Origin of the sequence: Runella aurantiaca, assembly GCF_003339505.1 — a bacterium.
GTDB lineage: Bacteria > Bacteroidota > Bacteroidia > Cytophagales > Spirosomataceae > Runella > Runella aurantiaca.
The window spans coordinates 80,148-105,484 of the sequence record NZ_QPIW01000025.1 but is presented as its reverse complement, the minus strand read 5'-3'; the positions used below and the strand labels follow the sequence as shown (position 1 = coordinate 105,484).

The 25,337-nt window shown below is 46.6% G+C and carries 25 protein-coding genes; 14 read left to right on the top strand and 11 right to left on the bottom strand.

Features of this window, described 5'->3' with window-relative positions; genetic code table 11:
• The first annotated feature begins 282 nt into the window (after nt 1-282).
• From DVG78_RS23235 to DVG78_RS23215, 5 genes are all read left to right on the top strand, one after another.
• Complete coding sequence (locus DVG78_RS23235; RefSeq protein ID WP_229598300.1) at nt 283-1,110, top strand: sugar phosphate isomerase/epimerase family protein; 828 nt, start codon at nt 283-285, stop codon at nt 1,108-1,110.
• Nucleotides 1,111-1,142: 32 nt separating this feature from the next.
• Entirely contained in the window at nt 1,143-2,264 is a 1,122-nt protein-coding gene (locus DVG78_RS23230; protein WP_114463419.1) for a Gfo/Idh/MocA family protein, read from the top strand.
• 28 nt (nt 2,265-2,292) lie between these two features.
• Complete coding sequence (locus DVG78_RS23225; protein ID WP_114463432.1) at nt 2,293-6,075, top strand: PVC-type heme-binding CxxCH protein; 3,783 nt, start codon at nt 2,293-2,295, stop codon at nt 6,073-6,075.
• Nucleotides 6,076-6,189: 114 nt separating this feature from the next.
• Nucleotides 6,190-6,402 (top strand): DUF2281 domain-containing protein, encoded by a 213-nt coding sequence (locus tag DVG78_RS23220; RefSeq protein WP_114463418.1) that lies wholly within the window; start codon nt 6,190-6,192, stop codon nt 6,400-6,402.
• A complete protein-coding gene (locus DVG78_RS23215) occupies nt 6,402-6,797 on the top strand; it encodes a type II toxin-antitoxin system VapC family toxin (protein ID WP_114463417.1) in 396 nt (131 codons plus the stop codon). The genes DVG78_RS23220 and DVG78_RS23215 overlap by 1 nt, the downstream gene beginning before the upstream one ends.
• 12 nt (nt 6,798-6,809) lie before the next feature.
• On the opposite strand, the gene DVG78_RS23210 is transcribed toward DVG78_RS23215, so the two are convergent.
• The 8 genes from DVG78_RS23210 to DVG78_RS23175 all read right to left on the bottom strand — a co-directional run bounded on the left by DVG78_RS23210 (nt 6,810) and on the right by DVG78_RS23175 (nt 13,025).
• A complete protein-coding gene (locus DVG78_RS23210; protein ID WP_114463416.1) occupies nt 6,810-7,901 on the bottom strand; it encodes an acyltransferase family protein in 1,092 nt (363 codons plus the stop codon).
• A gap of 45 nt (nt 7,902-7,946) precedes the next feature.
• Nucleotides 7,947-9,131, bottom strand: a complete 1,185-nt coding sequence (locus DVG78_RS23205) for a cytochrome-c peroxidase (protein WP_114463415.1) — start codon at nt 9,129-9,131, stop codon at nt 7,947-7,949.
• Nucleotides 9,132-9,195: 64 nt separating this feature from the next.
• Entirely contained in the window at nt 9,196-10,113 is a 918-nt protein-coding gene (locus tag DVG78_RS23200; RefSeq protein WP_114463414.1) for a TolB family protein, read from the bottom strand.
• A 205-nt stretch (nt 10,114-10,318) separates the two neighbouring features.
• The gene (locus DVG78_RS23195; RefSeq protein ID WP_114463413.1) at nt 10,319-10,861 is read right to left on the bottom strand and encodes a dihydrofolate reductase family protein; all 543 of its coding nucleotides are present in this window, start codon (nt 10,859-10,861) and stop codon (nt 10,319-10,321) included.
• Between the two features lie 20 nt (nt 10,862-10,881).
• Nucleotides 10,882-11,208, bottom strand: coding sequence for an MmcQ/YjbR family DNA-binding protein (locus DVG78_RS23190; protein WP_114463412.1), 327 nt, complete (start codon nt 11,206-11,208; stop codon nt 10,882-10,884).
• Nucleotides 11,209-11,274: 66 nt separating this feature from the next.
• Nucleotides 11,275-11,784, bottom strand: a complete 510-nt coding sequence (locus DVG78_RS23185) for a YdeI/OmpD-associated family protein (RefSeq protein ID WP_114463411.1) — start codon at nt 11,782-11,784, stop codon at nt 11,275-11,277.
• 62 nt (nt 11,785-11,846) lie between these two features.
• A complete protein-coding gene (locus DVG78_RS23180; RefSeq protein WP_114463410.1) occupies nt 11,847-12,275 on the bottom strand; it encodes an SRPBCC family protein in 429 nt (142 codons plus the stop codon).
• Between the two features lie 54 nt (nt 12,276-12,329).
• On the bottom strand, nt 12,330-13,025 hold the full coding sequence (locus DVG78_RS23175; RefSeq protein ID WP_114463409.1) for a helix-turn-helix transcriptional regulator: 696 nt from the start codon (nt 13,023-13,025) through the stop codon (nt 12,330-12,332).
• A gap of 286 nt (nt 13,026-13,311) precedes the next feature.
• On the opposite strand from DVG78_RS23175, the gene DVG78_RS23170 reads away from it, so the two are divergent.
• The 8 genes from DVG78_RS23170 (at nt 13,312) to DVG78_RS23135 (ending at nt 21,357) form a co-directional block, all read left to right on the top strand.
• On the top strand, nt 13,312-13,665 hold the full coding sequence (locus DVG78_RS23170) for a YciI family protein (protein WP_114463408.1): 354 nt from the start codon (nt 13,312-13,314) through the stop codon (nt 13,663-13,665).
• 8 nt (nt 13,666-13,673) lie between these two features.
• On the top strand, nt 13,674-14,921 hold the full coding sequence (locus tag DVG78_RS23165) for an RNA polymerase sigma factor (RefSeq protein WP_114463407.1): 1,248 nt from the start codon (nt 13,674-13,676) through the stop codon (nt 14,919-14,921).
• A 334-nt stretch (nt 14,922-15,255) separates the two neighbouring features.
• Nucleotides 15,256-16,263: a c-type cytochrome gene (locus tag DVG78_RS23160; protein WP_114463406.1), complete on the top strand. Its 1,008-nt coding sequence runs from the start codon at nt 15,256-15,258 to the stop codon at nt 16,261-16,263.
• Nucleotides 16,264-16,298: 35 nt separating this feature from the next.
• Nucleotides 16,299-17,534: a hypothetical protein gene (locus tag DVG78_RS23155; RefSeq protein WP_114463405.1), complete on the top strand. Its 1,236-nt coding sequence runs from the start codon at nt 16,299-16,301 to the stop codon at nt 17,532-17,534.
• A 24-nt stretch (nt 17,535-17,558) separates the two neighbouring features.
• Nucleotides 17,559-18,500, top strand: coding sequence for a hypothetical protein (locus DVG78_RS23150; RefSeq protein WP_147277159.1), 942 nt, complete (start codon nt 17,559-17,561; stop codon nt 18,498-18,500).
• A 67-nt stretch (nt 18,501-18,567) separates the two neighbouring features.
• The gene (locus DVG78_RS23145) at nt 18,568-19,722 is read left to right on the top strand and encodes an FAD-dependent monooxygenase (protein ID WP_158550080.1); all 1,155 of its coding nucleotides are present in this window, start codon (nt 18,568-18,570) and stop codon (nt 19,720-19,722) included.
• A gap of 61 nt (nt 19,723-19,783) precedes the next feature.
• Nucleotides 19,784-20,359, top strand: coding sequence for a hypothetical protein (locus DVG78_RS23140; protein ID WP_229598299.1), 576 nt, complete (start codon nt 19,784-19,786; stop codon nt 20,357-20,359).
• The gene (locus DVG78_RS23135) at nt 20,356-21,357 is read left to right on the top strand and encodes an alpha/beta fold hydrolase (protein WP_114463402.1); all 1,002 of its coding nucleotides are present in this window, start codon (nt 20,356-20,358) and stop codon (nt 21,355-21,357) included. Before DVG78_RS23140 ends, DVG78_RS23135 begins: the two co-directional genes overlap by 4 nt.
• A 53-nt stretch (nt 21,358-21,410) precedes the next feature.
• Here DVG78_RS23135 and DVG78_RS23130 read toward each other — a convergent pair whose 3' ends face one another.
• From DVG78_RS23130 to DVG78_RS23120, 3 genes are all read right to left on the bottom strand, one after another.
• Nucleotides 21,411-22,295 carry a pirin family protein gene (locus DVG78_RS23130; RefSeq protein WP_114463401.1) on the bottom strand — a complete coding sequence of 295 codons (885 nt, stop codon included), beginning with the start codon at nt 22,293-22,295 and terminating at the stop codon, nt 21,411-21,413.
• Nucleotides 22,295-22,918 carry an alpha/beta hydrolase gene (locus DVG78_RS23125; RefSeq protein ID WP_114463430.1) on the bottom strand — a complete coding sequence of 208 codons (624 nt, stop codon included), beginning with the start codon at nt 22,916-22,918 and terminating at the stop codon, nt 22,295-22,297. Before DVG78_RS23125 ends, DVG78_RS23130 begins: the two co-directional genes overlap by 1 nt.
• Nucleotides 22,919-22,986: 68 nt before the next feature.
• The gene (locus DVG78_RS23120) at nt 22,987-23,964 is read right to left on the bottom strand and encodes a VOC family protein (RefSeq protein ID WP_114463400.1); all 978 of its coding nucleotides are present in this window, start codon (nt 23,962-23,964) and stop codon (nt 22,987-22,989) included.
• 413 nt (nt 23,965-24,377) lie between these two features.
• Between DVG78_RS23120 and DVG78_RS23115 the strand changes: the two genes are divergently transcribed.
• Nucleotides 24,378-25,331, top strand: coding sequence for a bifunctional helix-turn-helix transcriptional regulator/GNAT family N-acetyltransferase (locus DVG78_RS23115; RefSeq protein ID WP_114463399.1), 954 nt, complete (start codon nt 24,378-24,380; stop codon nt 25,329-25,331).
• Nucleotides 25,332-25,337: the final 6 nt, after the last annotated feature.

The following is a 25,337-nucleotide window of genomic DNA, read 5'->3' as shown; positions in this document are numbered from 1 at the left end:
CGAAGGCACTCCAAAGACTATGAAAGAACAGTCAGTTCTGCCGAAGCATGGATATTATGGGCTAATTGCCAAATAATTATTAATCGATTCTGATAATAACAATACTTAATTTTTAAACATGCTCTAACTTAATTTTAACAATAATTATATTCATTCATTTATTTTTGGTCAAAATTCAGTCAAAACAAGCAAAAGGAAGGGAAGTTTTTAGCATTATTTTACTATTATTTTGTACTTGAAATTTTTTGCCCCTGTCCATTCCTTTTCCGTATGAAATTCAGCATGAATCTGCTCCTATGGGGCACCCAAATTGACGAAAGCCTTTTCCCGACGCTTGACCTGATTCAGGAGATTGGGTTTGAAGGCGTAGAAGTTCCGATTTTCAACCCCAACCCCGACGCTTGGCATGGCTGGCGCAAAAAACTCGATGAACTCGGCCTTCATCGCGAATGTGACACCTTTTGCGGTCCCAACGAAAACCTCATCAGCGCCGATGCTTCCATCCGCGCCAATGCCCTTACCAACCTCAAAAGAACCGTCGACTGCGGAGCCGTTTTGGGCGCTACGAAGCTCATGGGGCCGTATCACTCGGCATTGGGTGTTTTTACGGGCCAACCCGCCACGGCCGACGAATGGAAATGGGGCGTTGAAGGTATTCACCAACTGGCCGAATACGCCCAAAATCAAGGCATTTTGCTCGGATTGGAGTACTTAAACCGGTTTGAGTTATACCTCACAAGCTGCGGCGACGAACTCATTCATTTTGTAGACGACGTCAATCATCCCAACTGCAAAATCATGTTTGATACCTTTCACGCCAATATTGAGGAAAAAAACATCGGCGACTGTATCCGTAACATGGGCGACCGCATTGCGTTTATTCAACTTTCCGAAAACGACCGCAGTACCCCGGGCAAAGGCAATGTTGACTGGGCGGGAGCGTTTCAGGCCATCAAAGACATCAATTACGACGGTTGGCTAAGCATTGAAGCTTTTAGTCAGAAGCTTCCCGCAGCTAATATTTGGCGAAAAATGTTTGACTCCGAAGAGCAACTAATGCGCGACGGACTGGCATTTATCCGCAATTCATGCAACCGCATAGGCATATAGAACACATTTTCTGATAAAAATCAAACCATATCATGTCTAAAAAAATCAACATCGCCATCGTAGGACTCGGTTTTGGAGCCGAATTTATCCCCATCTATCAGCGTCACCCAAACGCCAATATGTACGCCATTTGTCAGCGGAATGTTGAGAAACTCAACGCCATCGGTGACGCTTTCAACATTGAGGTACGCTACTCCAATTACGATGAATTATTAAAAGACCCCAATATTGACGCCGTTCACATCAACTCTCCCATCCCCAACCACGCCGAGCAAACCTTAAAGGCATTGCGCGCGGGAAAACACGTGGCCTGTACCGTTCCGATGGCTACCTCGGTAGAAGATTGCATGGAAATTGTAAAAACCTGCAAAGAAACGGGCAAAAAATACATGATGATGGAAACAGTAGTGTACGCCCGTGAGTTTTTGTTTGTGAAAGAGTTGTATGAAAAAGGCGAACTTGGCAAAGTGCAGTTTTTGAAAGCATCTCACCAGCAAGACATGGACGGCTGGCCTGACTACTGGCCCGGCTTGCCTCCTATGCACTACGCCACGCACTGCGTAGGTCCGGTAGCGGGCTTGCTACGGTTGGAAGCAGAATATGTTTCATGTTTCGGTTCGGGCACAATTCGCGAAGAATTGGCTAAAATCCACAACTCACCGTTTGCCGTGGAATCAGCCCATATCAAGTTCAAAGACAGCGATTTGAGCGCGTATGTGTACCGTTCGTTGTTTGACGTAGCTCGCCAATACCGCGAAAGCTTTGAGGTTTACGGCTCTAAAAAATCATTTGAATGGCCGCTCATCGAAGGCGAAGAAGCTGTGATTCATACTGCCAAAAAAGAAGAGCACGAGATTCCAGAACGCGTAGCTACGCCCGATTATGCTCATTTGTTACCCGAAGAAATTCAGGCATTTACCACGAGAGGCGTGTATGACATTGACGAAAACACCCACCTTTCGTTTACCCAAGGAGCAGGGCACGGCGGCTCACACCCGCACTTGGTCCATGAATTTTTGACAGCTTTGGTCGAAGACCGTGCACCATTCCCCAACGCGGCCCAATCGGCCAACTGGACGTCGGTCGGTATTTTGGCGCACGAATCGGCCATGCAGGGTGGCAAGATTATGTATTTGCCTGATTTTAATGCGTAACTTCGAAATCATCTGAATGAACCATACAATGAAACGTCTCCTACCCATTGTTTTACTCGCGATTTTGACGTGGCAATGCGCTACGCAAAAACCCGCACAAACAGCCCAATCCAACCAACCCGTGACTCCACGACGGTTGGAAATTCTGTTTCTGGGCGACAATGGCCACCACCGCCCCATCGAGCGGGTGCCCGCCATCATGTCTGCGCTGGGAAGCAAGGGCATCAACTTTACCTATTCTGACCAATTGGAAGACCTCAATCCGACCAATCTGGCCAAGTATGACGGTGTGTTGCTTTATGCCAACTGGGATACCATCAGCAAACCTCAAGAGCGTGCATTGGTAGATTACATTGCCAGTGGCAAAGGGTTCATTCCGGTTCACTGCGCATCGTATTGTTTCCGCAATTCGGATGAATTGGTCAAAATCATGGGTGGCCAATTCTGGCGGCACACGTGGGATACCATTCGTCCGGTTTGGACCAATCCCAACCACCCCGCCATCATGGGCGTGAAGCAGTTCAAAACACTGGACGAAACGTATCTGCACAGCAAACTCCAACCCGACAATCTGGTATTGACTGAGCGCGAGATTCAGCCCGACCAGTACAAAGATAAGCCCAACGCCAAAACGGAGCCGTACACGTGGGTACGTACCCACGGCAAAGGCCGTATTTTCTACACGGCTTATGGTCACGACGACCGTACGTGGAGTCAGCCCGAGTTTATGAAAATGCTCGAAAAAGGAATTCGTTGGGCCGTGGGTGACCAAGCCGTCAAAAACCTAGATGCGCTCGACCCGCTACCTTTTACGTACAAAGAAGCCAAACTTCCCAACTACGAAAAACGCACTGGCCCACAATTGCAGCAAAATGCCGTCACGCCTGAGCAATCTATGAAACACATTCAGGTACCCGCCGATTTTACCTTGGAGTTGTTTGCAGCAGAGCCTAACGTAATGCACCCCATTGCCATGAGCTGGGACGAGCGCGGTCGTTTATATGTCTTGATTACCAAAGATTATCCCAACGAGCGTAAAGATACAGGTGGCACTGATTATATCCTGATTTGCGAAGACACTGACAAAGACGGTAAAGCTGATAAGTTTACACGTTTTGCTGAAGGATTAAGCATTCCAACGGGCATGGTATTTGCCAATGGCGGGCTCATCGTCAGCCAAGCACCTCACATGATTTTCCTGAAAGATACCAACGGTGACGACAAAGCGGACGAAAAGAAAATCCTTTTCTCTGGCTTTGGTACGGGCGACACCCACGCGGGTCCAAGTAACTTACACTATGGTTTTGACAACTGGATTTGGGGCTCAGTAGGCTATTCTGGATTCGAAGGAAAACTCAAAGACAACACCGACAGTCTGAAATTCGGACAGGCATTTTTCCGTTTCAAACCCGATGGGTCTAAAATGGAATGGATGACAAGTACATCCAACAACACGTGGGGAATGGCTTTCAACGAAGCTGGCGATGTGTTTGGCTCAACGGCCAACAACTCACACGGCTGGTACATGGCCATCCCGCACCGTTATTTTACGGGCAATACAGGCATGGGCCGCGACAACGGTAGCCGAGGTACCGATACCCACAAAGACATGAAGCCTATCACCCCACGGATTCGTCAAGTAGACGTTTTTGGGGGCTTTACCGCCGCTGCAGGACATAATTTTTATACCGCACGGGCCTTCCCTAAGAAATACTGGAACCAAATTGCCTTCGTCGCTGAGCCTACTGGTCACGTACTGCACCAAAACGAAATGGTAAAAAAAGGTACTGATTACGAAGACAAGGAAGCCTTCAACCTGATGGCTGGTGCTGATGAATGGTTTTCTCCCGTTTTTGCTGAAGTTGGACCCGACGGGGCCGTTTGGGTGGCCGACTGGTACAGCTTTATTATCCAACACAACCCTACTCCACAGGGCTTTGGCAACGGTAAAGGAAATGCTTACGACACCGATCTGCGCGATTATACCCACGGACGTATTTACCGAGTAGGCTACAAGCAGGCGCCTGCCTATACCCCGATTTCATTGAGCAAAGACCGCCCAGCAGAATTGGTGGCGGCCCTGAAAAACGCTAATATGTTTTGGCGAAATCACGCCCAACGTATGTTGGTGGAAAGAGGTAACAAAGACGTTGTACCACAACTGATTGCATTGGTCAATGACTCATCCGTTGACGAAATTGGCCTGAACCCTGCCGCAATTCATGCTCTTTGGGCGCTAGAAGGCTTGGGAGCTATGAATGATGAAAGTGTTTTGAAAGCCGTTACTTCTGCTTTAAAACACCCAAGCGCCGCTGTTCGTAAAAATGCGCTGCAAGTTTTGCCTCCAACGGCGGCAACCGCGCAGGCGCTGTTGGCCAATAATACCCTGAACGACAAAGAGCCTCTAGTGGTGCTGAATTCACTTTTGAAGTTTAGCGAAACGCCACTAACTCCCGAAGCTGAAAAGACCATTTTGGCTCGTTTCGAAAGCTCAAATGAAGCCGATGACCGTTGGCTTCCAGATGCATTCTCGATTATCCTGAATGCCCACGGCGGGAAATTAATGAAAGCCTATTTGGCCAAACGTACCGTTGGACTGAAAGCAGAGGTCGGACCGTCGCACGGCAAGGCATCAGCCCCCATGACCCATGACCACAGCGCCATGCACGGCCCCAATGCCGCCTCATCGCAAACATCAACGGCCAATCATGCACATACTGCTGCCACCAAGCCTGACTTTGCGATTACCAACATTACTACCACACCCGCTCAGCCTTTTGTTCGAGAGTATGCCGCTATCGCGATTGAAATAACCAACAAGGGAACTGCCATTCCGAAAGAAACAGTGCCCGTGGTAAAAGTTCAAATCGAAGGCTTAGGACTCAAAATCAATTTGGTAAGTTATCAATTGAAAAATGGTATCGGCGCGGGTGAAACCATTCAATTGGTTGAAAGTAACAACGGCCCTTGGGTTGGACGGATGGGATTTACGGCCGAACAAGCTGGTAAATTGCGCATCAGCGCCAGCATCGACCCCGACAACCTGATTTCTGAAGAAGATGACGTTAAGAACAACTCGTTTGCCAAAACCTTTGAAGTAAAACGCCCCGCCAAACTTTCTGACTTTGCGTTGGAGCGCGCCGCCCGGAGCTATGCTTCCTCTACGGTAAGCCCAGATTCGGTTATTGCGTTGATTGTCAAAGCCAATACGCTCGACAGCGAAGCTCGTTATGCGGTGTTGAAAGGAATCGTAAATGGTTGGAATCCACGTCGTAAAGTGACAACCAACGATGCCAACAAAATGCTGCTGGTTAGCACCAAAGAAACCATTTCGGAAGATTTGAAAGCCAAATTCACCGGAATTGTAGAGTCTTTTGGGGCAAATGCCTTGGTTCCGGTTGACCCGAACTTGCAGGTTATCAAAATCAAATCCATCAAGGAAGCGATGAAGTTTGATATCAAAGAATTTACAGTCATTGCGGGCAAACCCGTTGAGTTGGTTTTTGAAAACCCCGATGCTATGCAGCACAACTTGGTGATTATCAAGCCTAAATCAACGGATATTGTAGGAAATGCCGCCGACAAGATGATTACGCAAAAAGATGCGGCCGAGAAAAACTACGTTCCCAATCTGCCACAAGTAATCGCGTTCACGCCGTTGGTCAACCCTGACCAAACCTATCGCCTTACCTTCACGGCACCCACTGAACCAGGCAATTACCCTTACATCTGTACGTTCCCTGGCCACTGGCGCCTGATGAGCGGGGTGATGAAAGTGGTGAAAGAGGAAGTGAAGACAAGCGCTAAATAAAAAATGAAGCCTGCCCAAAACGGCAGGCTTCATTTTTTATAGATTTACTAAAATTGCGTATTACCGTTTGATGAAAAAAATGTATAATTTTGAGTAAAACAAACATACATTATTATGTTAACAGCAGTTCGGGGTATTTATGAAAACGGGCAGGTAATACTAGACGAACCACTACCTACACAACATGCCAAAGTAATTGTGACTATTATTGAAGAAATTGATGATAAGCCTCTTTTAAAAAAACGTCCATTCGGTACAATGAAAGGTACTATTTGGATGGCAGATGATTTTAATGAACCGCTTGACGACTTAAAAGAATATATGTAGTGGGTTTTTTATTAGATACTCACGTTCTTCTTTGGATGCTGGAGAATGACTCCCGCCTATCTTTGACTGCCCAAAACATACTTTCTGACATTTCAATTGATTGCTTCGCCAGCGTCATTTCTTTGTTTGAAATGGCAATTAAGAAAAAAACAGGCAAACTTTCTCTTTCCAAGGACATTGAGGAATATGCAAAAGAGCTTAAAAGGATTGGTATAGTTATGTTGCCCATAACAACAAGTCACTTAGATGCCTACGAACACATTCCCCTAATCCAAGACCATAGAGACCCTTTTGACAGATTACTCATCGCCACTGCACAGCATGAAAGACTGGCCATTATTACCGTAGATGAAAAATTCAGTCTTTATAGCAATCAAGTGACTATCATTTGGTAGACTTCAATAGCTCTACACTTTTATAATGATTCCTTTTTTATACATCACGTACAGAATCACAAACCAAATCGTGATAAACGTAAGCGCTCCTGCCAAGGAGGCGTTGTAAGGGTTGTTGAACCAAACGCTTATCAGATTTTTCTGCATCCAAACCTGCGAACCTAGGGGCCCTTCTGGTGTATTGATTTTAAAAAGCGGTAAGGTACGAGGAATAACCCCTGACAGAAAAAAGACCGTAATGGCATTGACGCCAAAGGCCACGAAAGGAGTCGTCCAGCGGCGATACCCCTGCACATCAATCAACCAATAGCAGATTGCTAAAGCGACCATGGCCCAGCCCCCTGCATAAAGCACAAAAGAACTCGTCCAGAGAGATTTATTAATGGGGAAAAACTCGTTCCAAATCAGCCCGCCAATGATGAGCGCATTGCCCGAAAGAAATAGCCACGCCATTTTTTCGGCATCGGTTCGTTGGCTTCGCAACCATTGCCCCGTCAACACACCCAACATGCCAGTGCCAATGGCGGGGAGGGTGCTGAAAATCCCCTCGGGGTCCCATACTTTTGCCGACCGCCACAAATGCGCAGTGGTCAGCAGATTGCGGTCTACCCACGCGCCCAAGTTGGTGGTAGGCTCCAAATTGGCGTATCCTATCCCCGGCACGGGCACCAACGTCATCAATAACCAGTAGGCGGTAAGCAGTATAACAGTGGTAATAATTTGCGTGTTGCGAGAGGTTTTGATAAAAATCAACGAGCAAACCAAATACACAAGGGCAATCCTCTGCAAAACGCCGGGGATACGAACGTTGGCAAAATCAAACTTTGGATACAAATTCAGGAACAGCCCCAAGCCAAATAAAATCGCACTGCGCTTGATGATTTTAGGGATAGATGGCGTGGTCTTGGCCATGGCGAAGGAAATAGACACCCCCACAATAAACAGAAAAAAAGGAAAAATGAGATCGGTGGGCGTGCATCCGTGCCAATGAGCGTGGAGTAAAGGCGCATAGACGTGCTCCCAATCGCCGGGGTTATTGACCAAAATCATGGCCGCGACGGTCATGCCACGAAATACGTCCAAAGAAAGTAAGCGGTTTTGCATAGCTTGATGACTGAGTGGGTTTACTATGCAAGTTAAGCAAAATTATCAGTTGAGATTGCCGCCGGGCTTTAAGCCACTGGGCACGCGTTGGGGCACCGAACGGTCAAATTGGTCGTCATTGAGGGTATTCAGAAATTCTACAATCAACGAAATGTCTTTGAAATCCACTTTGAGATTTTCAACAATCGGGTCGAGTTGCTCTTTTTTTACCTTCGGATTACGGATTTTATCCCCCGCCAAATCTTCGTAAAATTCGAGCACGTGTTCCAGCGTCTTGAGCGTACCGCTGTGCATATACGGTGCCGTATAGCGCAAATTTCGCAAGCTTGGCGTCCTGAATTTGTATTGATTGTCCACTCCAGCATCCGACTGTGGTAGCTTTTCGTTATCAGCCACGCCCAAAGCGTGCAATTGATAATCCGAAAGCATCGGGCCATTGTGACACTTGGCACATCCCGATTTCAGAAATGCCTGCATTCCGTCCACTTCATTGATAGAAAGCGCATTTTTATCGCCCCGCAGATATTGGTCAAAACGAGAATTTCCACCCACCAGCGTACGCTCGTAAGCGGCAATGGCTTTGGCCATATTTTCTACCGTGATGGGTGATTCCATCGGAAAAGCCGCCCGAAAAAGGGCTCGGTATTCTTTGTTTTTTCTCAATCGGTTCACAACACTGTCAAGCGCTACTTCTACGGCATACTGATGCCCACGCATTTCTTCCAAGGCTTTGATAGGCTCCAATGCTTGATTTTCAAGGCTTTTGACCCGTACATCCCAAAACATGGGCGCGTTGGAGGGATTAGTGGCGGTAGTGAGCGTAACCCCGTTAAAGGCCGCATTCAGAATGGTTTGAGAATTTCGTTTGACGAAAGGAATATCATTTGGAACATTAAACGTCCGCTTACTGCCCATACCGCGCCCATTTGCCCCAATGGAAAGTTCAAGACTTTCGGCAAACCCAAACTCAGGATGGTGACAGGTAGCACAGGCAACGTCTCTATGGCCCGATAAAATGGGATCAAAAAACAGCAGACGCCCAAGGGCAACTTTCTCGTCTGAAGGAGCATTATCGGCGGGAAAAGGCACTTCGGTGGGCAAGGCAGCCAATTTGCTTATATCGTCTTGCTCCACCATTTTCTTTTGAGTCTGTTCTTCTCCACAGCCCCACACCGTCACCGTCATCCATAAAGCCACTGCCGTCAATGGACGCAAAGCCCGTTTATTCATACATTTATACCTGATTTTGGAAGGCAAGAGTACAAAGATGCTGAATATCAGGCAATGACTTGTGTCACTCTACCTTGTAGGTTACAAAAATAATCTTTTTCCCATCTGGCGACCAGCATGGCACATTCAGCGTGCCTTGTCCACCCACAAAAGTCTCCGTTAGGTCTTTGACCTGTTTTGTTTTAAGGTTCAACAAACGCAATTTTACTTCTTTTCCCAACGGATGTGTTCCTTTTTGGTCTTCCAAATAAGACATATACACTAGCCATTTACCATCAGGGCTTGGGTGCGCAAACCAGTTATCAAATTCATCGTCGGTGAGTCGTTCTTGGTCAGTTCCGTCGGGCTTCATCCGAAAGAGTTGCATTCGGCCCGTGCGATTGGAGTTAAAATAAATAAACTTGGAATCATGCCCGTATTCGGGGCCCTCGTCCAATCCAGTGGTGCTGGTCAGCCGAATTTCATCGCCTCCCGCCGTGGGTAGTTTATAAATATCCCATTCGCCATTGCGCTGGGCCGAGTACAGTATATTTTTCCCCGAACGGCTCACGCTGTGCCAAAAAGAAGGGGCTTTTTCGGTCAATAAAAGGGGTGTTCCACCTTCGATAGGAACTTTAAAAATGCGGGAGTTATTGTTGATACCCGCCCGAACGTCGTTGTAACTAAAGAAAATACTTTTGCCGTCGTAGCTAATGCCGTGCGCGTTGTTGCAACGGTTGGCAAAGTCAGTATCAACCACCCCCAGCGACTCACCTTTTAGGGATATTTTTTCCAGCAAACCTTTACTGTTAATGATAAAATACTTCCCATCCCGCGACCAATTGGGCGATTCCAACAGGTAACCAGCGGTCAAAATTACCTGTCTTTTGCCACTCCTAACCTCCATTACCTCGACGTTACTTTTTATTTTTCCAGTAACGGGCGCTTGAGAAAAAGCGAGTTGCACACTTAAAAGGCTTATTAAAACAATGTATTTTTTCATAGAGGGCGATATTAAACAGCGTATATCCCGAACAGTAGCATAAACTTTGCCAAAAGCAAAAAAACTCAGATTTTAGCTCATCATTAACCACAAAAAATGAGAGAATTTAAGTAATCAAATCTACTTAAACTCTCTCATTTTTTATACTCTTCGGGCTTTAATTAAAGCATAGAAAGGATTTTCTCCGCAAACATCCCTTTTTCCCTTATGTGGTCTCTGCCGTATCCCATTTGCAGTCGTATTTCAAAGATACCAATCCAGTTTCATACACTTTTGAATCGGTCAGTGTCAGCCATCTTCGTTCTTTTAAACTACTAAAAAGTGGCTTTCCCGCCCCCAAAATAATGGGGTGAATCGACAGCCAAATCTCATCTACCAGACCAAGATTCATGAGAGTATTAGTGAGTTCTGCACCTCCAAAAAGCCAAATATCCTTGCCTTTTTGGTTTTTGATGGCTTTAACTCTCGCTTCAATATCTCCGCTGATGAGTGTTTTTTTGGGGCTTATATCGGCCTCGGTGAGGGTTGTGGAAAAAATATATTCTCTCATTTTGGGAAGCCAGCTCTCCTGCCCATCCCCTGCCAAGGCCATTTCGTAGGTTTTGCGGCCTACAAAAATACTATCTATCCGCGTAAAAAACTCATTTAATCCATAATCCTGATCGGTAAAGCACCAGTCGTATTCGCCATTGGGGCCTTCAATGTAGCCGTCTAAGCTTACAGCCAGGCCTAAAACAATTTTTCTCATAATTATCGGATTGTTTCTACTTACCTTTTTCGCTTTGGTTTTTCCGCAATGATATTGTTGTACGCAGTTTCGATGGCTTCGATAAAAGCACTCTTCTTGACTCGGTTGAGGTCAACGTGCGTCCAACCGTATACTCCCCATTTGTTGGGGACGGGATAAAATGACGTATCTTCGCAGTAAATCACCTGTTGTTCAGGCGTTAGTTTCAAGGTTACCCACTTGTTTTCGATGTTGAATGTCGCAAAAATTTTGCCGTTGATTTTGTAAGCAGGTTTATCAAAGTGAGGTACCTCCACTGCGTTGGGCATTGAAGATAAAATCTCATGGGCTTGTTCTAAATCAACCATAGCATAAAAAAACAATAAGCTGTCAAAAGGAATGGGGAGCAACGAAATTACTTCATAGGTCGAGATTTACTTCTCTAAGTCGCGAAAATACCGCAAGGTCTCGCCATAATTCAACCCCATCATCATGCCCTTGATCATCATCGAAATGCGCTTGGTTTTGGTTTCTATCGTCTTGGCCGATTCAATCCATTTGCTGTAATAATTTTGGTGACTGGTAGGCAAACTATTGAAATACGTCAATGCTTTGGGTTCATCTTCCAAACACGCTAGCAAGTCGTCGGACTGTGGCAACGGGTCGGTATCTATTTCAAGCTCGACCTCAATGGTTGCGCCTTCTTTTTTTCGGATGCCGCGCCGCATGTCGGCATTGACAGGAATGATAAAACCGCCCTCGCCCATGGGCAAAAGAGCCACGAGTTTGATAGAATACCCATCTAACCTACCCTTTACCCGGTACGACGTTCTAACGCCAGGATTGAGTTCTTTGGCAATATGGGATGGAATCTCAAAATAAGTCCAGCCCGTTTTTTCGCCTTTTTTATCAAATTTTAGCAGCAATGCTTTGAAAGAAACCATTCGTTTTCAGCAGTTGTCGGCGGCCAATTTAACCCTTATTCGGATTATTATCGATGCAGACTTTATTTTTCCACCAACTTTTGCATTTCTGCCAAAAGAGCCTGCCAGTTACTTTCAGAGTGGGCAAGGGCCTCATCGTCTTTCAGATTGTCCTGCGTAATTGTCAATCGTGTTCCACCCTCGGCGGCTTCCAAGATGTATTCAATGTTGGCGTAATTTTCAGGAACATCATCCGTGCCACTGAATGAACTCCAATAGTTGTACGACAGATAACGCTCAGGTTCAAAGGCCAATACCGTTCCTTTGTCTTCGTAGGCCACACCATCCCACTCGCCGGTAAAGCGGACGGGCCCACCCACTTTCCAATCGGTAATCAAAGTAGTACCAAAAAAATATTCCTTTACAACGGCAGGATTTGTAAGGGCATCCCAAACGGCAGTAGCTGGGGCATGAAGGAGTATTGATGTTTTCAGGGCTAATTTTGTGTTCATAAAAGTGCTGTTTTTTTGTTTTGGTAGCAAAGAAAACACCCTCCACTGACAACCCTATGTCAGTACCATTCGCATTTCTTGCTGTTTTATATAATCGTTGAGGTGTTGATGGTCGGCTTTACGAAAAGGTTTATACGTATTCTGTAATTTCAAGATGCGGGCCACTTTAAAGTCACGGTATTCATTTCGCAGCCAACACCACCCAATTACGTGCCACGCCATAGAATAAAAAATCATCCCAATCGGTTCGATTTCACGCAGACTTCCCTCTTGACCAGCATTTTGGTAGTGTAGCTGTAAAATGGTCTGATTCGTAATTGATGTTTGAATTTCGGCCAAGTATTCAAAATTATGATTGGGGCAAGACGCACTCGTCACCACCTTATCTTCCAGATGTTCAACGTGTTCTTTCTGCTGATGTTTAAGCACGGCCTTCACTTTATTGAGCGCCGAATGATAATGACGGCGGATAGACTTATCGGTAAAACGCTCCACAATCGACTCCACCAACACCAGCGCATTGGCTTCTTCGGTGCTAAACATAACGGGGGGCAAGAAATAGCCCTGCATAACATAATATCCCTTGTTTGACTCAAACCCAATCGGAATCCCAATTTCATCCAATGCCTTTAAATCACGGTAAACGGTACGAACACTCATACCAAAGCGCTCAGACAATACCTCGGCAGTGGTATATTTTCGAGATTGCAGCGTAATGGCAATGGCTAATAAACGATCAATGCGGTTCATGGAATAACAGAAAAATGATAAACAGAAAAACGCAAAATGTAAAACTATTGGCTCGCGGCTTCAAATCGGTTAGCGTAGCGGCAATGAACAACAGAAAAATGTAAAACGAATAACCGCAAAATGTAAAAGTATATGCCCACCGCTTACATTCAGTTGAGGCGCATGGGGGTCGAATGATTTATTTTTAAAATTAGAAAAAAAAATCTTCTTAGCTGTCCAGTTTTGATTGAGTCGTTCGTCATTCGTACAAATTCAATAAATTCGTTCACAAAAAACACAACTTACCATGAACAAGTACATGCTCGCCTTCTGGAATGCCATTCCTTCTGAAGAGTCTTTTGCCCAATTGTCGCCCGAAGCGATTCAGGTCGAAATCGAAAAATGGAATAATTGGATTGGAGGAATTGCGGCCCAAGGCAAAATGGTCGCCACTGAAGCACTGCACAATACGGGAAAAACGGTCTCTGGCTCCGCCAACATTGTTACAGACGGTCCTTTTACGGAAGGCAAGGAAATCATCGGCGGCTTTATGATTCTCACGGCCGACAGCCTAGAAGAAGCCGTAGAATTATCCAAAGGCTGCCCTATTTATGATTCGGAGGGCCGGGTAGAGGTACGTCAAATTCAGTTCTTTAATTAATCTTCAGGATGACGGAAGTCAATCGGATGGCGGAGCATCTTTTTCGGCATGAGTCGGGAAAGATGCTCGCTGTACTCACGCGGGTATTTGGTTTTTCCAACTACGACACCGCCCGCGATGTGGTTCAGGATACTTTATTGGCCGCTCTGGAACAGTGGAAACTGAACGGCATCCCCGAAAACCCAGCGGGATGGCTCTATACTTCGGCCAAAAACCGAGTGCTCGACCAGCTCCGCAGGGAGAAAAAAATGGCCGAAATAAGCCCCGACATTGCCTACGAATTCCAATCAGAACAGCAAATGCAGCAGCACATTGACCAATTGTTTCTGGAACATGAAATGGAAGACAGCCAGCTCCGGATGATGTTTGCGTGCTGCCACCCAAGTTTACCTCCCGAAGCCCAAATAACGCTTATTCTACGAACACTCTGCGGGCTAAGCATTACCGAAATCGCCAACGCTTTTTTATCCAACGACGAAAACATTACCAAACGCCTCTACCGGGCCAAAGACAAAATCCGCAGCACGCCCATTGAGTTGGAAGTGCCCTACGGCAATGAACTTCCAACGCGACTAGATACGGTTTTAAAGGCCATTTATCTGCTTTTCAACGAGGGTTATAATTCGCAGCACCCCGACTGGCTTATCAGGCAAGACCTGTGCGAAGAAGCCCTCCGACTAGGCACACTATTGAGTCAGCATCGGTATACCGCCCTCCCAAAAACCGCCGCGCTGCTATCGTTGATGTATTTTCAAGCATCAAGGTTTGATGCCCGACAGGATGAAGAAGGAAATATTATTCTGTTAGCCAATCAAGACCGCCAAAAATGGAATCGGGTGCGGATAGACGCAGGAATTGCCTTTTTAAATAGAGCCTCTCAAGGACCCGACATCAGCAGCTACCACCTCGAAGCCGCCATTGCCGCTTATCACGCCAGGGCCGAGCGTTTTGAAAGCACTAACTGGCAGGCCATTATGTATCTTTATCGGCTGTTGGAACAAATCAATCCGTGCGTAATGGTACAATTCAACAAAGCCATTGCCACGGGGTTCGCAGAAGGGCCACAACGAGGCACGGAGGCTTTACTGAACATAAAAGGGCTTGAAAACAATGCTTATTATCACACCGCACTGGGCGATTTTTTTGCGCAATTAAAAGACCCTAATAACGCAAAAACACACTATGAAACCGCCATTCAGTTGACAAAGTCAAAGGCAGAATGGCAGTTGATATGGAAGAAAATAGAGATGCTCTAATTGAGACTTTCTGAGCATAATCAAAATCTCGGCACCACCAGCACGCCAATTATTCATATACTGCTTCCTATAAAACCTACCGAAAACAAGCCCGACGTTGTACAACGACTGAACGGGCGGTTGTTCCGTTACAGCTCCTTCAAATGACGTTTCATCAGGGACGCTATTGAAAATCACCCTTCCCATTGCTCAATTTTGTATCGTCAATCGGCCAAACAAAGGCCCCTTGGCGCAATGCAGCCATAAAACATACCGCAAAAACCCTCCGTTGGAAACGCCGCCGTTTGCCGCTGCACTGCTATAATTCAGCCATTTTTTCGAACAATTTAAAGTCATGAAAACCATTTTTCGTTTCATTTTTATCGGTTTGGCCGTGGTGGTCACGGGCGTTAGTCTTGTTCTGGTTTATGTTAAATTTGGGTTACCCGATGTAGGTACCGCTCCCGAATTAAAAATCAATACTACCGCCGCCCAGATTGAACGGGGGCGCTACCTAGCCAATCACGTCAGTGTATGTATGGATTGCCACAGCACCCGCGACTGGAACTTTTTTGCAGGCCCACCCAAGGCGGGCACCGAGGGCAAGGGGGGTGAGCGCTTCGGCCCCGAGATGGGATTTCCGGGCACTATTTATTCGCGCAATATCACCCCCGCTGGCGTGGGTCACTGGACAGATGGCGAGTTGTTCCGCGCTATTACATCAGGCGTAACCCGCGATGGCAAAGCCCTGTTTCCATTGATGCCTCACCCTTCTTACGGCCGTATGGATCAGGAGGATATCAAATCCATCATTGCCTACCTCCGCTCTCTCAAGCCCATTTCAAACGAGGTGCCCGATGCAGAATTAGAATTTCCAATGAATTTTATTGTTAATACCATTCCGCAAAAACCCAATTTTCAAACTCGCCCCGACACAACCGACCAGATAGCCTATGGCCGTTACATGGTCAATGCCGCTGGCTGTGCCGATTGCCACACCAAAAGAGAAAAAGGAGAACACGTAGCAGGAATGGAATTTGCGGGAAGTGCAGAATTTGCCTTACCAGGAGGCATCGTACGTTCGGCCAACCTTACGCCCGATGCCGAAACGGGGCTAGGACGCTGGACCAAAGCCGCCTTTATAGCCCGTTTCAAAGCCCTCGACCCCGCCACCGGCTATAAACCACATCCCGTAAAATCCGGCGACCGGCAAACGATTATGCCTTGGCCAATGTACGCAGGGATGAGCGAGCACGATTTGGGGGCCATTTATACCTATTTACAAACACTTAAACCTATCCCAAACAGGGTGGTAACCTTTACCCCTACCACTTCTGAAAAGGAGACCATTGCATCAAAATAATCAACTAAGAGCAAAACAATCAATTTCTTACAGCCATGAAAAACATTACAAATACACTACTGGGCCTCGCGCTCATCACCCTCTCGGTTTCGTGTACAGAACCCGACCCCGCTCCCACCAATTTGCCAGAACCCACTGGACACGTTACGGCACAGGGCACCCCAGACGGTACGGCCATAACGGCCGCAATAGGGCCCGCAGGAGGGACTATTGAGTCGACCGACAAGCGTATCCGGGTCGAAATCCCTGCGGGTGCATTGACCTCCACTCAGACCATTACCTTACAACCCATTACCAATAAAGCTCCTAACGGCCAAGGACAGGCCTTCCGGCTTACCCCCCACGGATTGCAGTTTGCCAAACCAACCACTATTTCTTTTAAATATACCGATGAAGACCTAAATGGTACTTTTGCCGAAGCATTGGGGATTGCTTACCAAGATGATAAAGGGATTTGGAAAGTACCAAAGGGACTTACGCTCACGAAAGAAACCAAAACCGTGAGCGTCCCAACTACCCACTTCAGCGACTGGGGCTTTTTTGAATCGGTTTCGCTTGAGCCTAGCTATAAAGCTCTTGACCTCGGCGAAAAAACGACTTTGGCCGTTAAACACGTATTAAAAGATATTATTCCTCTTGTACCTCTAACCAGTGAAGATCAAGAACTCGAACTCCTTAACCCCGAATATCTACTTGATGCCCAATACATTGACAAATGGGAATTGAAAGGTGACGGTGACTTGAAAGTAACTAACAGCACCGCCGTTTATCAGGCCCCCAACTACATTCCAGGCCAAAATCCAGTCCGCGTAGAGGTTAGTATTAAGTCAAAAGAAAAGGCAATAGGGCTACTCATCAGCCGTATGTACGTAATGCCAGAAGGTGTTTCTCTTCAAATTGACGGCGGAGATTGGGTAACACTGCCCGGAGGAGCCAATATCAACAGTGCTCACAATGTGATTGAAGGACAATTGGCTGGCACTTATGTGGTGTTGGGCTGGGTCGGCAGCCCTCGCGGTCAGTTTCATTGGACACTCGGCACCAATGTAAGTTTCGTTTATTATACTGGCCTAAAGTCTTACCAAAACCGATATGGTACCGAGCCCTCCCTCAGCGGTGGCACTTTAAACGTAGATGACGCCGGCAATCAATCGTCTTACGTACTCGGGACTTTTACGCTCACACCCGCGGGCTGGTATCAGGCAGACCCTTACAATCCCATGGGTACGGCGCAAATTCGGGGGATGTTCCGCGTAAAAAAAGTGAATTAATTTCATTATCAACGACTTATAACCATGAAATACATACCTATTCTTTGCACAATCCTCTTTTTGGCGGCATTGATGGCCATGAAGCCGCTCGATGCCTTGACCGATACGGGAGTCACTCTCCAAAATGTGCGTCAGGGAGTATTGGACAATTTGGCCGAAGAAAATTACTTTTTATTTAACAGCACATCGGCCATGCGTAAAATCGCCAAAGGGATTCCCCAAAACGCGCAGGCTACGACCGTAAGAGCTTTAGGCAAATGGGTTCGTTCGTATGTTGAGTCTGATAATTTCAAACAGGAATATCGGCAATGGCTCAAACAAAAATACCCCGTTGACGAAACTTACAGCGACGCGGTTGTAGCACAACGCGAACAGGAAGTAGGTGGAATGGATGCGGCTATTAGCCAACAAATGGCGCTGATTCAGCAAACGTATGCGCAACTCGACCCGGCCATGTTGCAAATGAGCATTAAAGCACAACTTTCTCAACAGGAAGCCCAATTGGCTACTCTTGCAGGTGACGAACGCGCCGCAAAAGCCCGCGAGTTGGCGGAACTCAAAAAGATTTTGGCCGCTACAGAAGGGAAACCCGCTGAATTTAAGAAGCAGTTCATTGCTTACCACAGCAAATTGCTGAAACAGGGAAGCGACCAAAGCAAGAGTCAACAACAAAAGGATTTGGCCAACGCCCAAGAGCGCAATGTAGAATACAAAAAACAGACAGCTATTTTGGATGCCCACAGCGATTTTCGGCCGCTGTTGCGGCAACGCCTCAAAAACTTTATTGCCCTCTGCGACGATGTCGATTTCAATGCCCAACTGCGGCCTGCAGGCAGAAAACAGGAATTTATCCAGCCCGCGTACCAACGCAAACCCGCCGAATGGAAGTTTTTGTACCGTCTTGGCAAAACACCCGTGATGGAAGCCCGAGCGTTTGCTCAGGAATGGTTAACCGACTTAAAATAGAAGGAATCCATTAAAAACCACGTACTTTTTATCTTTACAATGTATGCTCAGCAAACAACCCAGTTTTATGAAAATCGCTATCATTGGGGGAGGAATTGCAGGTCTGACAACCGCGATTGCTCTCCGGCAAATTGGAATCAATGTAAGCATTTACGAAGCCAATCAGGAACTTCGCCCCGCAGGAGCAGGTATTGCCTTGGCTGCCAATGCGGTAAAAGCCTTTGAATTGCTCGGTCTCCGCGATAAAATATTGGCGCACGGAAACCCCTTCGAGCTCTTTTCTATCTTAAATAAACAGGGGAAAATCATTACCGAATCCAATCACTTTGCAGCCGTCGAGAAATACAAAGTAATAGGCAGTTTTTCCATCCATCGTTCTGATTTACAAAAGACGCTTTTAGAAGCAATCGAGGATATTCCTCTGTACTTAGGGCATCAATTTCTTACGCTCACCCAAAACAATGAAGGAGTCACCTTGGTGTTTCGTAATGGACATACTGCTACTTTCGATTATGTCTTGGCGGCCGATGGTATTCATTCTGCTGTTCGTCAGCAATTGGTACCAGACACCAAAATAAGATACGCTGGGTACACCTGTTGGCGAGGAGTAACAGACACTGCTCCGTCAGGCCTAAACCCCAAACAAGCCACCGAAACGTGGGCGTCAGAAGGAAGATTCGGCATTGTGCCGCTTCAGGGAGGGCGTATTTACTGGTTTGCCTGCGTCAATGCGCCAACAGGCGATGAACCCCGTTTCCGAAATTTTAGCAAAACTGATTTGTTGCGTCATTTTGGTCAACTGCACGCTCCGGTAGCCCAAATCATTGGCCTTACGCCCGAAAAACGGATTTTGCACAATGATATTATTGATTTAAAACCGCTTCGTCAACTGGCCTACGGCAAGGTATTATTGATAGGCGATGCCGCTCATGCCATGACCCCCAACATGGGGCAAGGTGCATGTCAGGGAATTGAAGATGCGGTGGTACTTCAACGGCTGATTAGGCAATACCCAACCGACTTGTCGGAAGTCTTTCAGAAGTTTGAAGCAGTACGTTTACCTCGAACAACAACCATTGTGAACCGCTCTTTTACACTTGGTAAAATTGCACAGGCGAGTCAGCCCGGGCTTATTGCTTTACGCAATGCACTTTTCAGGCTGATGCCTGCTAGTATGAACAATCGACAGTTAGATTTTATAATGGATATGAATGCCGCCTAAACCGGTACACTCAACCCATTGAGTTATCGGAGAAACATTGGCAAAATCAGAAAACTAAGCCATGAAAAACATTCATTTAAGCCTGTATTTGATGCTGGGGCTACTTATCCTCACACCAAAAAATACACAGGCGCAATCGCTCAGAATCAGTTATTACGGCGAAACCATTACGCATTATGGCCTCAAAACAGCGTATGAATACCCGATTTTCAGTAAAATAAAAGAGCGCAATCAATCGCGTAAAATGCTTTTGATTGCGCCAAGTGCGGCACTTTACCGCCATCCGCGTAACCATTTCGGTATCATCATAGCCCCCGAGTTGATATATAGGCGGATAGGAAAACGAGGTACGCTGCTTGAGGCAGGAATTGCCCCCGCGTACTTTCGTTATTTTTTGGAGGGTTCTACCTACCAAGTGACTGCTAACGGTGAATTGGAACGCGTACGCTATGCTGGAGGAAATGCTTTCTTGCCTACTGTGTTCGTAGGAGTTGGACGAGAGCTTTCTGTTCGCCATAGCATTCCTTTTGCATGGCACACTCGACTGAATATCAGCCAACAACACCCCTATAACACATCCGCTCTTACCCGATTCAGTCTGGAAATAGGGGCTATTTTTCCCTTCAAAAAGCAATGAAAACAATCCATAAGTTATTTACGAACCTCGCAATTATCCTAATTTTGGTTTCCTGCAAAGACCAAGATGTAGAGCCAACGGAGCAAAAAACACTTTTTCTCCGTCATAAAGGAGCCGATATGCCCGTTTGGGTACACGGAAATACCCAATCAAACAAAATTGTGCTGTATTTGCACGGTGGACCGGGCGATTGTGCGATGTGTTATCGGTATTATTTTAAAGAACTGGAAAACGACATGATGGTGGCCTATTGGGACCAACGGGTAGCGGGAGCATCGTCTGGCAAAGTAGATTCGGGAACATTACGCTATGCTCAATTCAGTGAAGATGCTTTTTATGTTGTCAAACTACTCAAACAACAGTACCCCAACGCTCAGATTTATTTGTTAGCGCATAGTTTTGGCGTTGAGCTGGCTTGGCAGTTTTTGACCACAAACAATAATCAGCAAATGATTTCTGGATTAATGGCCGTCAATGGGATGTTTTCTTATTATCGTTGGCTGTACCATGTTCGGGAATGGGCATTGCGTGAGGCAAAAAAGCAAAATAATACCGAAGCTGAACGTGAATTATTGGCTAATCCGGTAACTCCAGAAAACACTACAACCGTTAATTGGGAGCTTATTTATCGGTGGATGTACAAACTGGGCGGTAATCCAGTGTCCCTGTATGACGATAAAAAATACCTGGCAAATTACGCCTTTGCTTCACCCAACACCGCTTTAGCGCAGTTTACTCATTCCAAAGCCTACAGTTATTACGGTGAGGTCGAAAGTCGTCTTTTTGAAAAAGGAGCTTTATTGAAGAATATTCGGATTCCAGTCAAGCTGTTTTGGGGGGTAAAAGACGGGATAGTACCCGTAGAAGTAGGACGTGAAACAAAACAATTGCTGACCAATACTTCTGTATCAACGGTTGAGTTCAGTCAATCATGGCACGAACCTTTTATCACTGAAACTCAAGAATTTAATAATGCCGTGCGGAGTTTTGTGAAATAATCATTTTCAACCATCGCATCGCGGGGCCGATGCGATGGTTGAAAAAAGAAGGTTTACTCAGAATATTCCACTGGCTCCAAAAAGCCCATTTTGCCCGATTGATAATCTTGAAGCGTTTGCATGATTTCGGCTTGGGTATTCATCACAAACGGGCCATAACTTACAATCGGCTCATTGATAGGCTCTCCACCCAAAATCAATAACCGCGCCCCTTTTGTGCCAGTTGACACCGAAATCCATTCTCCTTGCTGACTGAGTTTGGCAATGCGCTTGGCAGCGGCTTTTTCGGTATTGTTCAAAACCACTTCTCCCTGCGCTACATGAATCGCCACGTTGAATCCTTCGGGCAGTTGCAGCTCAAATTGACTTTCACCCAACACAATCACCTCCGCTAAAAGTACTGGCGTATAAGTGAGCGCGGGCCCTTTGATTCCGTTCAATTCGCCCGATATAACCCTTATCTGCGTGTTTTCATTGATTGTAACCGCTGGAATTTGGGCGGAGGTAAGTTCTTGATAACGCGGCTTCTCCATTTTATGCGCTCGCGGTAAATTCACCCACAACTGCACAAAATCCAATATTCCTCCCTGACGTGAGAAGTTGGCCTCGTGTTTTTCTTCGTGAACCAAGCCCGATGCTGCCGACATCCATTGCACATCGCCCGCAAAAATAACACCTTTATTACCTGCCGAATCGCGGTGCTGAAGAGCGCCTTCAAACACTACTGTGACGGTTTCGATACCTCGGTGCGGGTGTTCATCTACTCCTTTCGGAATCCGTGACGGTTTTACCTGCATCGGGCCGTGGTGGTCGAGCATCAGAAAAGGGCTAAAATCTTGAAATCGTTGGGAAGGAATCATGCTTTGTCCCACAAATCCATCGCCCACCTGCTGCGGACGGCCTTCCCATACGTACGAAATGGTTTTGAATGTTTTCATTATGCTTGGTTTAACACCTGATTAATGTGATTGATTTCGTCCTGAAAAACACTGTGCGGGGCGTTGGGATAGATTCGTTCCGTTACGTTAGCCCCTAAATTTTTGAATACTTCGGTACTGTCCTGAACGCGGTGCAAAGGCACGTGCGAATCTACATCTGAACACCCCAAAAAGATGGGCGTTCCTTCAAAATCGCCCGAGTAACGCTCCGTCTTGATGGAATCGCCAATGACGCCACCACTTAAAATAAACACTCCCCCCAACGGCTGAGCATTCCGCGCTGCAAACTCTGCCGTCAAACACGCGCCCTGCGAGAAGCCCAACAAGTAAATCTGCCGCGAATCAAACCCTTGTCGCTTGATATCTTCCACCAATTGGCTCAACACCTGCAACCCTGCCGATAGGCCCGGTTCATTTTGATTTTCGGGTGCCAAAAAACTGTACGGATACCAAGTGTTGCCCGTAGCTTGAGGCGCTGCCAGCGCGGTGTTTTCTACGTCGAGTTCGGCGGCCAAACTCAGAATGCTTTGCGCACTCGCACCCCGTCCATGGGTCATGATGAGTACGCGTTTGGCTTGGGCAAGCGGCTGGCCCGCCCAAACGGTATTTTTTATGTTGTGCATGTTTAACCTCCCCGGCATCGGCCGTCCGACCCTACCCCTCTCCAAATTGGAGAGGGGTAAAGAGTTGTTTAGTGGTTGATATTATATTTTTGATAAACAGCTTCCAGCGAAATTGGTTGCAACAATTGCTCAATTTGCGCACGATTGCGTTCTTGCCAAGGCGGCAATTTGAGGGCTTCACCCAATTTTGCTTTTTCTTCGTCCAATAAAAAGCCAGGAGGCGTAGTGGCTACCTCAAACAGCACCCCACCCGGTTCGCGGAAATAAATGGAATGAAAATACTGACGGTCAAGTACGTGCGTTGGCATAAAACCCGCCGAAAGTACCGCTTCTCGCACTTCCAGTTGAGAATTGTCGGTCGGAGTATCAAAGGCCACGTGGTGTACGGTTCCCGCGCCGTTCATTCCCCAACGGTTGTTGCTGTCCCAAACAATATCCACAAACTGACCTGCGTGACCGCCTTTGGGAGCATAACGACGACGAGCGCCTGCTTCGGCAATAAACTCATAATTGAGTGAATTGGCCAGCAACACTTCCGTGCGTTCGTAGGTGGTTTCCCACAATTCGATATTCCAAAAACCACGAATCGAATACTCCAACGGAATATGACCGTAAGTAAAACCCGGGCGCGTATCCACGTCGTTGGCGACCAATTCCAAGCCTAATCCATCGGGGTCTTCAAAGTAGATAAACACTTCGTTGAACCGTTGCTGAGGATTTTTGTACAAAATGCCGTATTGATCAAAACGTTTGGTCCAGAAGTCGATGGCCGACGTAGGGATGGAGAAAGAAGTGGTAGCCGCCTGTCCTTTGCCGTGGCGTCCTTTTTGGCTGCCTTGTCCAAACGGAAAGAAGGTCAAAATACTGCCTGCATTGCCCGTTTCGTCGCCATAATAAAGGTGGTATACGTCGGGGGCGTCAAAATTGACGGTTTTTTTAACCAGCCTCAATCCGAGTAAACCTACGTAAAAATCCACGTTTTGTTGAGGGTCAGCGGCGATGGCCGTTACGTGGTGTATGCCTGTGATTAAATTGTTCGTTTCCATTGTCTTGGTTGTTATTGCTTAAATAGCGGTTGTTTCTTTCTGTTGGTCAACTTTTTTGTTTTATTGACTCTGCAAAGGTCATGCAATAATATAGGTTGAACAATGGCGAAAAGAAGGAATGCGTTGTCAAAATCATGGAACGCAGAGCGCGGTCACTCAGCTCTGACGAGTGATAGCCATCAGTAGGCCTGTGGCCTTTGTATATTTTAGTGGCCGGAGGCCTTGTAATAATCGTCACTCGGCAGAGTCGAGCGACTGCAAGAGTGTGCTGGCGGATTCTCAAATCTGCCAGTGAGGTTTCTCAAAACCGAATGCCCATTCATTGTCCGTTTCCTAAAAATTTATTCAGGTTATTGGTTTTTACATAACAATTATTTTTATTTACGTAATTAATTACGTAAATTATTTTATTCATGGAATTATATCGAACATTAGGCTACGTAGCCTTGGGAAGTTATATGCGCCGACTGGGTGAAATCAGCCAGCAAGCCTCCGCACAGGTGTATCAGATGTATGGAATGGATTTTGAGGTAAAGTGGTTTCCAGTATTTTTGGCTATAGCACAAAAAGAGGCCGAAACGGTCTCGAAAATCGCCGAATACATCGGGCAGTCGCACGTGGGCGTTAGTTTGATGGTCAAAGAAATGGTAAAAGCAGGCTTTTTGGAAAGTCAGAAAGGATTGATCGACAAGCGCGAAACCACCGTCCGGCTGACCGAAAAAGGGGACCAAATGCACGCCCGCATGAAAGAACTGCTGGAGGATTTGGAAGACACCATGAACGAAGTAAAAAATGAATGTGAAACCGACGTGCTACGCGCCCTGATGGAATACGAGCAGGTGATTTTGCGCAAAAGCCTGCCCGAGCGTATCAAAAGCAGATTGAAAACGCGCGAACGGAACAAGGTCAACATCATTTCTCTGGACCCTCAAAACGAAATCCACCGCGCAGGATTCAAACGCATCAACTACGAATGGATTGAGCGCTACTTCAAGGTCGAACTCCTCGACATGGAATCGCTCGAAAATCCTGACAAATTCTACATCAACAAAGGTGGGCTGGTGTTATTGGCTGAATATCAAGGAAAAATTGTAGGCACTTCGGCGCTCAAACCCATGACCGAAGACAGCATGGAGCTGTCGAAAATGGGCGTCGACAGCAACGCCAAAGGACTGGGAATCGGTGAGTTGCTGGGACAATCCATCATTGACGAAGCCCGAAAAATGGGCTTGAAACGTTTGTATTTAGAAACAAATTCGCGTTTATTGCCCGCGTTAAATCTGTACCAAAAACTGGGTTTTAAAACCGTCAAAGATTTCAGCTCGCCCTATTCCCGGGCCGATGTTGCTATGGAGTTATTTTTGTAAATCCCG